This is a genomic window from Streptomyces sp. LMG1-1-1.1 (assembly GCF_040815545.1).
Lineage (GTDB): Bacteria > Actinomycetota > Actinomycetes > Streptomycetales > Streptomycetaceae > Streptomyces.
The window spans coordinates 96,665-108,996 of sequence record NZ_JBFPNH010000098.1 but is presented as its reverse complement, the minus strand read 5'-3'; the positions used below and the strand labels follow the sequence as shown (position 1 = coordinate 108,996).

General features: G+C 69.4%; 14 protein-coding genes. 7 read left to right on the top strand and 7 right to left on the bottom strand.

All coding sequences use genetic code 11. The features are described 5' to 3' along the window. Positions 1–47 precede the first annotated feature (47 nt). Positions 48–536, top strand: coding sequence for a hypothetical protein (locus MRBLMG1_RS36725; protein WP_367828579.1), 489 nt, complete (start codon positions 48–50; stop codon positions 534–536). A gap of 4 nt (positions 537–540) precedes the next feature. On the opposite strand, the gene MRBLMG1_RS36720 is transcribed toward MRBLMG1_RS36725, so the two are convergent. After that, positions 541–804: a hypothetical protein gene (locus tag MRBLMG1_RS36720; protein WP_367828500.1), complete on the bottom strand. Its 264-nt coding sequence runs from the start codon at positions 802–804 to the stop codon at positions 541–543. A 222-nt stretch (positions 805–1,026) separates the two neighbouring features. Here MRBLMG1_RS36720 and MRBLMG1_RS36715 point away from each other — a divergent pair, with 222 nt between their 5' ends. From MRBLMG1_RS36715 to MRBLMG1_RS36690, 6 genes are all read left to right on the top strand, one after another. Continuing rightward, complete coding sequence (locus MRBLMG1_RS36715) at positions 1,027–1,374, top strand: DUF317 domain-containing protein (RefSeq protein ID WP_367828499.1); 348 nt, start codon at positions 1,027–1,029, stop codon at positions 1,372–1,374. Between the two features lie 355 nt (positions 1,375–1,729). Next, positions 1,730–1,990, top strand: coding sequence for a hypothetical protein (locus MRBLMG1_RS36710; RefSeq protein WP_367828498.1), 261 nt, complete (start codon positions 1,730–1,732; stop codon positions 1,988–1,990). A 40-nt stretch (positions 1,991–2,030) separates the two neighbouring features. Continuing rightward, positions 2,031–2,243 carry a hypothetical protein gene (locus MRBLMG1_RS36705; RefSeq protein WP_367828497.1) on the top strand — a complete coding sequence of 71 codons (213 nt, stop codon included), beginning with the start codon at positions 2,031–2,033 and terminating at the stop codon, positions 2,241–2,243. A gap of 72 nt (positions 2,244–2,315) precedes the next feature. Then, entirely contained in the window at positions 2,316–2,645 is a 330-nt protein-coding gene (locus MRBLMG1_RS36700; protein ID WP_367828496.1) for an esterase, read from the top strand. Positions 2,646–2,892: 247 nt separating this feature from the next. Continuing rightward, positions 2,893–4,071: an FHA domain-containing protein gene (locus MRBLMG1_RS36695; RefSeq protein ID WP_367828495.1), complete on the top strand. Its 1,179-nt coding sequence runs from the start codon at positions 2,893–2,895 to the stop codon at positions 4,069–4,071. 152 nt (positions 4,072–4,223) lie between these two features. After that, positions 4,224–7,088 (top strand): serine/threonine-protein kinase, encoded by a 2,865-nt coding sequence (locus MRBLMG1_RS36690; protein WP_367828494.1) that lies wholly within the window; start codon positions 4,224–4,226, stop codon positions 7,086–7,088. Positions 7,089–7,358: 270 nt separating this feature from the next. Here the strand turns inward: MRBLMG1_RS36690 and MRBLMG1_RS36685 are convergent, their stop codons facing one another. The 6 genes from MRBLMG1_RS36685 to MRBLMG1_RS36660 all read right to left on the bottom strand — a co-directional run bounded on the left by MRBLMG1_RS36685 (position 7,359) and on the right by MRBLMG1_RS36660 (position 12,270). Next, positions 7,359–7,802: a hypothetical protein gene (locus MRBLMG1_RS36685; RefSeq protein WP_367828493.1), complete on the bottom strand. Its 444-nt coding sequence runs from the start codon at positions 7,800–7,802 to the stop codon at positions 7,359–7,361. Between the two features lie 108 nt (positions 7,803–7,910). Next, positions 7,911–9,671, bottom strand: coding sequence for a relaxase/mobilization nuclease domain-containing protein (locus MRBLMG1_RS36680; RefSeq protein WP_367828492.1), 1,761 nt, complete (start codon positions 9,669–9,671; stop codon positions 7,911–7,913). Continuing rightward, complete coding sequence (locus MRBLMG1_RS36675) at positions 9,671–10,285, bottom strand: plasmid mobilization protein (RefSeq protein ID WP_367828491.1); 615 nt, start codon at positions 10,283–10,285, stop codon at positions 9,671–9,673. Before MRBLMG1_RS36675 ends, MRBLMG1_RS36680 begins: the two co-directional genes overlap by 1 nt. Before the next feature lie 47 nt (positions 10,286–10,332). Then, a complete protein-coding gene (locus tag MRBLMG1_RS36670; RefSeq protein WP_367828490.1) occupies positions 10,333–10,557 on the bottom strand; it encodes a hypothetical protein in 225 nt (74 codons plus the stop codon). Between the two features lie 88 nt (positions 10,558–10,645). After that, positions 10,646–11,704: a DUF2637 domain-containing protein gene (locus tag MRBLMG1_RS36665; RefSeq protein ID WP_414721722.1), complete on the bottom strand. Its 1,059-nt coding sequence runs from the start codon at positions 11,702–11,704 to the stop codon at positions 10,646–10,648. Continuing rightward, positions 11,704–12,270, bottom strand: coding sequence for a WhiB family transcriptional regulator (locus MRBLMG1_RS36660; protein WP_367828488.1), 567 nt, complete (start codon positions 12,268–12,270; stop codon positions 11,704–11,706). The genes MRBLMG1_RS36665 and MRBLMG1_RS36660 overlap by 1 nt, the downstream gene beginning before the upstream one ends. Between the last annotated feature and the right edge of the window lie 62 nt (positions 12,271–12,332).

Below are 12,332 nucleotides of genomic sequence, written 5' to 3'. Positions count from 1 at the left end.
CCTTCCCGGACACCCCCTCCGCCCCAACGGACAACAGGAGTTCCTTCATGCCCGACACCACCGCGCTCGACCAGGCCACTTCCATGATCGAGAAAGCCTGGGGCCAACCCATCGAGGTCCTGGAAGTCCTCGCGGTCCGTCGCCCCTGCGACGACCCGCTCCTGCGCTCGGCCATGCACATCCGTACGGCCCTGGCCATCACCGACAACGCGGCGTCCGTCCACCAGGACCGTCTGCACGCCATGACTCGGCCCGGGTATGTGCCGGCCTTCTACGAGCTGGATCGGCTCTCCAGCTCGGCAGCCGACCTTCGCGTCGCGCTCGCGGAGAGCGGTGCGTATGTGCAGGCGGTCCGGCGTGTGGTCGAGGCACGAGAAGCCGCCTCGACCGCGGACCGGGGGCCGGCGGCGAACCTGTCCCGGGCCGCTGTCGCCCGCTCGGGGCTCGCTTCACATGCCCCGGGCCAGGTGCCCGACCAGCCTGTTCCTGCGGCTGTCGTCGGGACGTCGGCGCCCTCACCGGGGCCACGCCTCTGAACGGTCAGGCAAGGTCTTCGTCGTGGTGGGCGTCCTCGGTGGGCCCCACCACACGGGCCAGCTCCTCCACCGTCAGCTCGATGTACCGGCCTTCCGCGACCCGGCGCTCCACCACCGTGTCCTCGTCCGGCCATCTGTCGGACTGCGCGCCGACGCCCCACTGGCCGTCGGCAACCATCGAGATGTCACCCACGGTCCACGGCCGTCCGGCGGCACGGATCTTGCGCTCCAACCCGGCCCCGTCCCAATGTCTGCCCGACTCCGTCATCCCTGCTCCCCCTTCGGTCCCGTACGGCCCGCTGCCGTAACTCGAGTACGACAACCTCGGCCGTCGTTCCATTCCCGTGCCGCCACGTTCTGGGCGTCTGCCCCTAATCAGTTCGCCCACGGCAGACGGGCACCTCCGGAAACGACTACGGACTTCGGCACGCCCCATGTCAACGTACGGGTGTCGAGAAAAACCGCAGGTCAACGAAGGGATCGTCCAACCGTGAACGCCTCCGCCACCCTCCAGCCGGCCGTCGTCGGCCCCTCCGTGGAAGTCCACCACTGGCTCTCCTCGGACCACTGCGCCACCCCGGTCCTCGAACTCCTCCACGCCCTCGACTGGACGGTCGTCGACACTCCGGAGGCCAACGTCCACGCTACGAGCCCGGACGGCCGCGCCTACGTCGGCTGGCTCCCCGAGGACCCCGCCGCCTGGACACGCGACATCGTCTGGCGGGTCCAGGTACAGCCCGCTGAAGGCGACGCGTGGGTCCAGGAGTTCGGCACCAACACCCCCGCCGAGGCGGTGGCCGGGTTCGTCGCCGCCCTCGTCGCCCACTCCCCGCGCTGAATCGGTGAGCGGGCTGCACCAGCGGCCCGGCCACTCACCGGCACCTGTTCTCGGGGGCTGCCCCTCCTCGCCGACCGACCCCGTCCCCGCTCGCTGCCCCAGCAGGAGGCTCCGATCGCACGCATGCTCCTGGCGACCCGTCCCGGGTATCGCCGTAAGTGCGCCTTCGCCCGTCGCTGCACCTGCTACTACCTGCCCGGTCAGTACGGCCGCCACACCAAGTCTCTTCGTCATCGTGCCGCGCGCCGAGCCGAACGACGCCAGTGGCAGCGCGACCTCTCCGAATGATGACCGAGCGCCCTGACGTCCACCGCCCCAGCCGTCCAGGGGCCCTCCCCAACACGAGGAATCCACGGTGCCTTTCCATGCCCCACCCACCAACCACCACGCCGACGGCACCCTCTGCCCGGCGGCCCACAAGCACACCAGCTCCGTCAGGTCGCTCCACGCCGACTGCCCGGGGCGCTCATACACCCAAGCCGTCTGCTCGTGCGGCAGCTGGGAGATGAAGCAGCGCGGCAAGGGCTACGCCAACGAGTGCCGCAAACGGCACTTCGCCGGCCACGCCCAGAAGCCGAGCATCCTCCGGGACCTGCTCCGTCTCGACACTCCCTGACGCTCCAACCCGCCCACCCGTACCGCTCCCGGAGGCTTCCTTGCCCCAGTACATGACCGTCGGCCATCTGCTCCGTCAGCTCCAGGACCTGGATCCCACCCTGCCGATCCGCCTCGCCGTCAACCCCGACTTCCCCTTCACCCACTACGTGGGAGCCGAGGTCGTCATCCAGGACGGCAAGGCGTTCATCCCCGACGACGGCCAGGAGGACTATCTCCCCACGTCGGCATGCGACGCCCTCACCTGGTCCTGACCCCTTCCCTGCTCTCCGGAGGCTTCCATCTCGTCACGCACCCTCCCGCTTCACGGCCTCGCCGTACGTCCCATGCCGGACGGTGTACACGGCGCGCTGATCCAGCGCGTCTCCTCCCGGCACGACGGCCCGCTCGACGTCACATGGCTCGCCGCCAGAACCCCGAAGCTCCCCCTCGGCCGCATTCGCCTCCGCTGGGAGCCCGCCGCTCGCTCCGGCTGGAACGTCACCGCCCACCTGGGCCTGGCCACCACCGAGGTACACCTCGCCTCCTGGCCCGCCGCCCCGGACGACTGGCCGCGCCTGATCCGCCCGACCCTCCACGAAGTAGCCGGTCTGTGCGCCGCCCTCGCGTTCGCGACCGACGCCCTCGACCTCTCGAACCGCCTCGCCGAGGTCTAACCGAGAACCACAGAAGGCCGCCCCTCGCCGATCAGGCAGGGGCGGCTCTGCCCTGTCACACGGGCATAGGTGCGTACGCTCATCCGCGGCGAGTCGGTCGATGGAGCCCTCAACTGGACCTAGACACTTCCTGAACGGCCCTCGGAGGAGCAGGGCGATTACGCAGTCGGCGGAGCGCGTAGCACCCGATTCCGGTAGCCGGTAGCCTGTCCTGTCACAACAGAACCGGCGACGTGGGTGGGAGAGCGTGACGAGCGACTTGGCGGCGTTCCGCCGCATGGAACGTCACCTAGTGGGTGAAGCGGCCCGAGCCGACTACCTGGTCGATCTTTCCAATGTGGTACGCGAAACCGCGCTCGGCTGCGGCACTCGAAGGTCGCTCGAACGGTTACGGGTGGTCCTCACGGCCCTGCAGGAGTGGACCGGGGACAGGGACGTCACAGTCCACGCAATCGCTGACAACAATCTTCTGTACCTTCGGTCCGACCCCGACTTTCCAGACCCCGCCGAGGGCGCACTTCTGCGGGAGTGGCGAGACCGCGGTCTGATCGCCGCGATCGCCAAGGCGGACCCAGACCTGCTTGACCATGCGAAGGTATTCGGCACCAGAGTCATCAGCAGTGACTATTTCCGGGGGCACCGGGGAGTACATCCGTGGATCCAGGGCGACCGCGAGCACTTCCTCAAGCCGCAGCGCAACGCCGACGGTTCGGTCCGGCTGATCCTTCGGGACATGCGCGTGTTCGCGGACCGGGAGATCTCCCGGGAAAGTGAGCGGGACGACCTTAAGGCGAGAAACCTGTTGGACTTTCGAGGCCGCCCTCGCTCGGAGATCCTGGAGCGGTCCTGGCGCTGTCCGCAAACGCCCTGCAACCCCAGTCCGGCAATCCGAGCAGGCAAGGTGGTCTGCCGGTCCCACGGGACGCTACTGACCGACCTCGGTCCCCGCCGCCCCCGGGTACAGCTCAAAATCATGGTCGACGGCGTCTGTCGAGCCTGGGAGAACCTCACGGAAGACGACAGCCGGGAGTCCGTCCTCGGGCGCCGCCACCTTGCACAAATCGAGAAACGCCATCTCTCCGACGAGCGCCGGGGAAGGATCAGCCGGAGCCATCTGGTCATCGTCTCGCGTCATGGCACCCTCAAGATCATGGACACCAGCACCGCGCGCAGCCGGATCCGTACCCTGCGGCCCGGGCAGGAGCCCACGGCATGGCAGTCCCTACCGCATCATGATGTGCGATCGGCAGGCGTGGCGGGGGAGCGCTTGTTCCGGGGGTTTGGCCCAGACGATGAGATCGAACTTATTCCTGGGGTCGTCCTCCGCCGGAGTGGCCAGCGCTGGCCGGGGGAACGCAACGAGGGGGTGCGGGCAAGACTTCCCAGGCGTGCACAGGAAGACGACGAACTAACCAGAACGGACTGAGCGCGTCGGGGAGTCGTCCAACCGCGTACGCCCATTGCACCCACGTAGCGGCGCGGCTCATACATTCGGAACCCTCATGCGACTGGCGAGTTGATCGTGAGGCGTGTCAGGCGGGATGTGGTGGTGGCTGGTAGATAGGTGAAGGAGGCGAGTTGGAGCCGCTGAGCGAGGACGACCCTGAGACGATCGGACCGTATCGGCTGTTCGCCCTCCTGGGCCGGGGTGGCTGGGGCAGCGTCTACTTCGCCCGCAGCGAGTTCGGCCGTGGGGTGGCGCTCAAGACGATTCGGCCCGAGCACCTAACGGCGCACCCAGAGCGATTCCGCAGCCGGTTCGCCAGGGAAGTAGAGGCGGCCCGCGCGGTCGACAGCGCGCACACCGCACAAGTGGTGGACGCCGACACGGGAGCTGCCGAGCCCTGGCTCGCCACGCGTTATATCCGCGGGGTCGACCTTGCGGAGGCGCTCGACCGCTGCGGGGCGCCGCTGCCGCCGCAGACGTGGCGGATCCTGGCGACCAGTTTGGCCGACGCCCTGCACAGCATCCACGCCGCAGACCTGGTGCACCGTGACCTAAAGCTCGCGAACATTGTGTTGGCTGCCGACGGACCATACGTCATCGACTTCGGCATCGCCCGAAACCTCTCACCCTCAGACGGCATCGCACTGACCGGCTCCGGGGCAGCCCCACGCACGGTCACCTTCTCCTCACCCGAACAGCTGCGGGACGAGCGGGTGGGGCCGGCGAGCGACATCTTCGGCCTAGGCTTGGTGCTGGCTTACGCTGCGCTGAACCGGCACCCATTCGGGCCCGGTTCAGCGGCCCAGATCGGGGCGAACATCCTGCACGGGCGCCGCGAGCTGGACGGCCTGCCGCCCGCTGTGAAGAAGGTCGTCCTCCCCTGCCTGGAACCGACGCCGCAGAACCGGCCCAGACCCGAAGAGCTCGCCCGGCTGCTGCCACCAAGCGTGTCACCGAAGGAGCAGGAGTGGCTGCCGCCTGGGCTTCGACGCGCAATCGCTGGGCTATCAGACCTCGCAGTCGACCTCGCGAAGCCGATGCGGTATCGGCGCTCCGAGCAGGAACCACTGACCCGCCCGGTTGCCGGGCGGGCCGCAGCCATCACTCCCACATCGATGGCTTTCCGATCAACCCATGAGCGCGTTTCCCGGCCCGCATCGCCAGGACCATCGATCCACGAGGCAACCACCCAGTCAGCGAGCACCGCCAAGCCAGCGCACCAAGCCTCGCAGACCGCACCGTTGACGGCAGTACCGGTGAAGCCCTCGACTGCGCCTACGCGGGAGGCCGTTGATGACGGGGCGCCTGCGTGTGAGCCCGGCTCCAAATACCGGGCCGCTGCTGCGGCAGGGAATTCCAAGGCGATGCGCCGCCTGGCCCACGCCTACCTTGCTGTCCGTGACGTGCAGCAGGCCCTGCACTGGTACCGACGCTCGGCCAAGGCCGGTAATCCGAACAGCGCCCGAGAGGCGGCACAGCTGATCGAGCAGTACTTCCCCGAGCAACGAAACCAGATTGCGGCCCTGTATCGAAAGGCGGCCGAGGCCGGAGACCTCCACTCCGCAATGCGGCTGGGCGAACTGTTGGAGCTGGAGCCGGGGAAACTGACGGACGCCCTCGAATGGTACGAGAGGGCCGCAGCGCAGGACTATAAAGATGCCTCGCAGGCAGTGGCCCGTCTCACCGCGTTGATCCGACCCCAGGCGCCCGACACTGAGGGTGCACTGATGCGCAATCACGAAGCCGCGGCACGCAAGGGCCACGTGAACTCCATGCTGACACTGGCGAGTTGGCACCAGGGGGCAAAACGGGAACAGGAGGCCCTCGCCTGGTACGAGCAGGCCTCCAAGGCTGGTCATGCCCACGCCATGGTAATGACTGCCCAGCTGCTGGCCAAAGACCCGAACCAGCAGGCCCAGGCGCTCGACTGGTACCGCCGAGCGGCGGCCGCGAACAACTCCACAGCGCAGCACTGGGTGGGGCGTTGGCATCGAGGAGAGGGCCGCTTGACCGAGGCGCTATCCCAGTTCCTCGCAGCCGCCGACAAGGGGCTCCTGGCTGCCATGATCGAGGCGGCGGAGGTCCTAGAGCAAACGGCGAGAGAGCAAGAGGCCCTCAGTTGGTACCAGCGTGCCGCTGAGAAGGGGGACCCCAAGGCGCCACTCGAAGTAGAACGCCTCCGTACAGTGCTGGCCAAGACCGGTCCAAGAGACTCCACTGCGTCAAGGCCCGCACCCGCCGGCCCTCTCCCGAAAGAGGCCATAGAACGGGTAACTTCGCTCCCTGCCGCGCCAAGGAACTCAACGCGCAAAGAGTCGAAGGCTGCCGCTCCAAAGACCGCAGCACTGACCGATCCGAGCCCTGCCGCACGGAACGCGGGAACGCAGCCGGATCTTGCAACGCTGCGGGCCGCCGCCGTGGAGCATGAGGGGCGTGGGCAACTGAGGGACGCCCTGCAGTACCTTCTTCAGGCTGAGAAACTGGGCGACCACACCGCCCGGTGGGATGCCGCCCGGCTCTGCCTAGAACTGAGCGACCAAAGCAAGCGTGCTGAGCGCAAACAGCTCAGAAGGCAGGCCATACGGTTGTATGGCGCCCTTGCTAAGGCCGGGGAGATCGAGGCGATGCTTGCTCTGGTGGAGCTGGACACCGCCAATTCGTTCGAATGGCGGCTGCGGGCCGCAGAGGCTGGCAACACCCAGGCCATGCGGAGCGTCGCCCGGGCACAACTAAAGGCAGGCAGCGCCGAACATGTCCAGGCAGCCCTGTCCTGGTTGCGGCAAGCCGGCGAGGCTGGCGACGTTGCAGCCATCCTGGCCGGAGCTCGGGCCCACGAACAGCGCGGCGCATACCGAGAGGCCATCGACTGGTTCCGCTGGGCTGAGGAGAACGGCGCAGACGGCGCGGCCAAGGAGGTAGCACGTGTGACGACCGAACACCCGGGTGTCGCGCTTTGGCACCGCTGGTCGGAACGCTTGCGCCGCTCGTTAGGGTGACCCGGACCTGATCGCTCCTCGAGAAGGAAGCAAGGGGTCCACGAAGGCGGTTGGTGAGTCTTCGAGAGTTCCTGCCCAGCTGGGATCGGGATACAGGCGATATACCTCTTCCCACGCTGTTGCCAGGATGCAGGATGTGTCAGGTCAACAGAGCTGGGGCAGGGAAACCTCTCCTGTCCACTTGCTGGGAAGGCCAGCCAGGTGAGGGGCTACGGTGACGAACAGACAGGATCAGTGGCTCCCGGGCACTCCGCCGGATTGCGTGTGCCGCTAGCGAACTTCACGGAGATGGGGCATCGCCTCGCTCGCCTGCTCCAGATAGGTGCCAGTAAAGGCACCGTCGAAGCCGAGCGCGATGAGGCCCTGCTCGACGGTGGGGTAGGTCGTGCCATACGGGCCGGCGATCAGGGCGTCGAAGTCGGCGCGGATGATCTCGGGTTCGAGCCACTGGTTGCTGCACCGGCAGCGGATCCAGACGTTGCGGCCGTGGTTGATGAGCAGCCAGTCGCGTCGGGCCCGGCAGGCTGAGCACATCACGGGGATGCCGGCGAGGGTGAGTTCGTGTGGGTGACTGACGCAGCGTGTCGCGCCGGGGCCGTCGGCCGGCTGTGTCTCGTACTGGAGTTGCAGCAGGGGGTCGGTGCCAGTGGGGAGGACGGGCAGTGCGGGTGCCGGCTCCGTGGTGCGGTCGGTGGTTCTGGGCACGAGCGTCATCTCCCGGTCGAGGGCTTCCTGTTTTCATCCGTAACAGCCGACGGAGCCGACTGTCCAGGCATTTCGTGGAGTCTGGTCGGTCGGTGGCAGGCCTTCCGTACGCGCTGATCAGCGGCGCGGTAGGCGGCCGCGCGGGTCAGAGACGGCAGGGCGGGGCGCCACTGTGGGTGAGTTCCGTTCGCTGGTGCGGTTGGCCGAGGTCTTGGTCTGGCGGGTGCCGGTCTGGGGGCGGCGGCGGGTGGCTTCGCTCGGGTGGGCGGGGAGCTGGGCGATCCGGCGCAGGCGCCAGACCAGGACGTCGTTCACGTCCGCGGCGGTGTCGAGTTCGCGCATGTCGATGGCCTGCTGCAAGAGGGCCTCGGGGTCGTGGCCTGCCTGCTCGGCCTGGGCGAGGGTGGCGACCAGGGCGTCGGTCTTCGTCGGCGTGCCATCTGCTTGTACGCCCTGCTCCGGCAGGGCCGCGCGGAGGGTGGCCTCGTGCGTCCGGCGTCGGGCTTCGGGGAGGGCACGGCCTTGGTCGTGCAGCACTCGCATCGGGGTGGCGACGGCCTGTCGGTAGGCGGTTCGCAGGTGCTCGGCGGCTTGTCGGGAGGCCTGGGCCTGCTGGGCGTGACTGCGGGCGGAGTGCCATCGGGCGGCGGCGAGGGTGACCAGGACGAGGGTGGAGAGGAGCATGGCGGTGGTGCCGCCGTCCTCGCCCCGGCCGAGCGCGCTGCCGGCCTGGACGATGCCCCGGGCGGCCGAGCGGAGCGCCCGAGTGTCGGCGCGCTCTGCTCGGACGTGGCTGCGAGTCGCCCGCTCGAAGGCTCGGGCGGCGGCGGCCAGCTCGGCGCGTGTGCCGGCCGGGGAGGTCTGGACGACCGCGTCCAGGAGTTCGCCGACGCCGACGAGCTGGGCGGCGGCTTCGTCGTCGTCGCTGTCGAGGAGGACGGCGGCACGCTCGGCGATCCCTGTGGCGCTGCGTCGTTCTCGGGCGGGCGGGGACCAGTCCGCCCGGCCGTCGGCGGCTGAAGGCGTTGTCCGCTCGGCGGTACCGTCGGCAAGGCGGAGGCGGATCTTCGGAAGCGACAGGTCGGGGGCCAGCTTGGAGCCTGGGTACCAGACCGGTTCACCGTGGCGGTTGCGGTCGCCGGGCAGGGCCACGTTGTAGCCGAGCGCGTCGCCGGACGGGGCGTGGCGCACTTTCACGCGTAGGCCCGCTTCGCGGAGCCGGGTGAAGAACTCCTTCTCGTCGTTCGCTCCCGCGACGGCCTGGCGGACGGCTTCGCGGAGCGTCTCGCGGGAGGTCTCGGGGCGGCCGGTGCGTTCGGCCTTGAATTTCTCGGCGCTGGTGGGGTTCTTCGCTGCGGTGCCGTCGCCGGCGTTGAGGCGGCGCAGGCCCATCTCCTCCTCGATGCGCCGGCAGACGGCCTGGGCCTTGTTGAAGTCGTAGTTGAGGCGGGGATTGCGCAGGTCGCCACGGACCAGGGTGGCGACGATGTGGATGTGGTCTTCTGCGTGGCGGACGGCGATCCACCGGCAGCCGTCGGGATCACCGTCCGGGGCGATGCCGGTGGTGTGGACGATGCGCTGGGCGACGGCGTTCCACTCCTCGTCGGAGAGCCGCCGGTCGCCGGGGGCGGTCCGGACCGAGCAGTGCCACACGTGCTTGGCGGGCGCGCGGTCGCCGGCCTGCTTGACCCGGAGGTCGAGGGCTGCGGTGAGGCGGGCGAGGGTGACTTGCGGGTCGGTGTCACGGCCAGGGTCGGGGGCGAAGCCGTCCCAGGAGCCGATGAGGTGTGCGTCGGTGTGCTCCTCGCGCCTGCCGGGGCCGTAGAGGTAGACGAGGAGTCCGTGGGTGCGGGAGCCACGTCCGATGTCGGGAACCATCACAGCCGCCTGTTCACCAGGTCGTTCGCCGCGTCGTCGAGGCGGCCGAGCGACCGGGTCAGGACGTTCAGTGCGTGGTCGAGTTCGCCGGGGCGGGGCTGTCCGCCGGCGTTGTGGATGTAGGCGATCTGGTTGATGTTGTTGCCGATCCGGGCCAGGGCGGTACGCAGGGCGGCGAGTTCGTCGATGGCCGCGTCGAGTTGTTCGTTGGTGTGCAGGGCGGTGGAACCGCGGGCGGCGGCGAGGCCGGCGGCAGCGAGGAATCGGGCGACGGTGACGCCGCGCTGCGCGGCGGCGGCGACGATCTCGGCTTTCTCGGTGTCGGAGAGGCGGGTGGTGGTCTTGCGGGTGCGCTCGCTCGGGTTGCGGCTGCGGCGGCGCGGCTTGCGGTCGGGGAAGGCGGGCGTGCTCGGGCTCGGCTGCTCGCGGTCGGCGGGCTCGTCTGCTTCTCCCCCGGTGACCGGCGCCCCCTGGTGCTGGTTGCCCGGCTGGTTCCCGAGCGCCCTCGCTCGGGAACCAGCCGGGCTTCCCCCGCCCTCCTGGGCGGGGGCAAGTGCGTGCGACGGGCCGTAGGACCGTCGTACGCGATAGCTTGCTCCGCCAGGTGCCGTCATGGGGTCACGCTGATGTCCGGCGGTTGTCACCACCGGGTCGTCGGTGGTCATCGGCTCGTCTCCGGATCCTGCTGCTGGATTTCGCGGACGAGTTCCTCGATCCAGTCCATGGCCAGGACCGGGTGGTGCAGGGTCCAGGGGCGATCGTGCTGCTCTTGTTGCACGATCCAGGTGGTGTCGGGGCCGGATTGGGCGCGGTGGAGGTGGCCGCGCTGGTGAAGGACGGCCAGCCAGGAGTCGACTTCGGCGGGAGTGGCCGGGTGGGTGCGCATCGGGTGTTCTCCGCTTCTGCTCAGGAGGGGGGCGGGGCGAGTGTCCGGAGCGGGTGACCGGCTCGGTCACCCGCTCCGTGGTGTCCGGTCAGTTCCGGGCGGAGGTGACCGGCTGTCCGTGCTGGGCGCGGAGCTGGGCCATCAGGGCGGTCAGGGTGTCGCTGGACAGGGGGATCTGCTGACCGCGGATCGCCTGGGCGACCACCTTGCGGGTCAACTTGTCCTCGGCCCTGACCGCTGACCGGGCGATCTTCAGCAGTTCCTCGGTGTCCGGGTCGGGCCGTCGGTCACCGGGTGTCCGGGCCTCTCGGTCAGTGACCGGCGGGGTGGTGACCGCCGCCGGGGTGTCCTGGTCGCCGGTGACCGGGGCGGTGTCCTCGGGGCGGTCAGTGACTGGCCGTGCCGTGTCCGATTGTCCGGGCAGGTCAGCAGCCTCGTGCGACTGGCCTCGGTCGTCGGTGACCGGGTTGCTGCTGCCCACCGGGGCGCTGTCCCCGGTCAGTGACCGGGAGGCAGGAGCCTGCTTGTCCAGGGACAGCGGCGGCTGGCCGGTCAGGGCAGTGACCGGCTGACCGGCCTTGCCCTGACCGACCGCCGACCGGTTCTGACCGACCCGGTCAGTCCGGGTGACCTCGACGGCGGCGCGCCGGTCACCCTGACCGAGGTGACCGGGGTGACCGAGGTGACCGAGGTCCTCGCGGTCACTGCCTTTGACCGGCCCCCGGGCGATGAGGATGTAGAGATGGACCGCTCCGGCCAGGGCGAGCGGGGCGATGGTGGACAGCACCGCGACCACCGTGTCCCCGAGCCGGAGGCCGGTGCCGGCGACCGCGTCCTCGTTGAGCCGTACCGCGTGGAGTGCGTTGGCCCAGATGCTGGCGGCGGTGGCCGTGCCGAAGAGCGTCCAGACGTAGAGCCTGGCGCGCAGCGGCGCGTCGCGGAGGACCAGGAGTGCCCGGACGCCGTAGGCGATGAACCCGTCGATCACCAGGGGGAAGAGGTAGGTGAGGAAGCCTCGGATGTGGATGGCGACGGCCATCTGCTGCAGCGCGTCGTACGACAGCGCGCATCCCGCGCCGCCGAGGGCGATGACGACCGTACGGTCCCAGCCGGATATGTGCGCCGTCTTCGGCGCGGTCGTGGCGATCACGCCGCCGTCCCGAAGTCGTCGCGGCTCAGGTGCTCGCCGCCGGCCTCGGACGAGGCGGTGGCTGTCTCGGCCTGGTTCAGGTCTCGGTTGCGCAGGGCGCGGCGGAGTTCGCGGTACCGCTTCTGTGCGTGCTCCTCGGTGATCTTGAGGAGCCAGGCCAGGCGCTGCTCGGTCACCCCGTGGCGGTAGGCGGCGCGGATGACCGCGCGGCGCTCGGCCTTGGTGAGGTGGATGTCGCGACCGGCGATGGTGTCGTTGACGCGGCTGTAGTCGAGGCGGTGGGCGATCTTCTCGTGCAGAGGTCCGCGCTCCTCCTCGGTCAGTCCGCCTCGGATGCCGTCGGTGTCGCCGGCTTCCAGAGCGGCGTCCAGGCAGACGCGGCGGACCGGGCACTGGCCGCACAGCGCCTTCGCTGCGGTGATCTTGTCGGTCTCATCAGGGTCCGGGAAGAAGATCTCGGGGTCCACCGGGTTGTACTCGGTGCTCTGGCAGACGGCCTGGTCCCGCCAGGTGTGGTCGCCGAGCGACCGGTGGCGGACAGGGCTGTGCGTCGTGCTGGTCATGCGGGTACTCCGATCGCTCTCCGCGCGCGGGGCGTCGGCGGAGAGGCGCGCTGGGTCGGGGA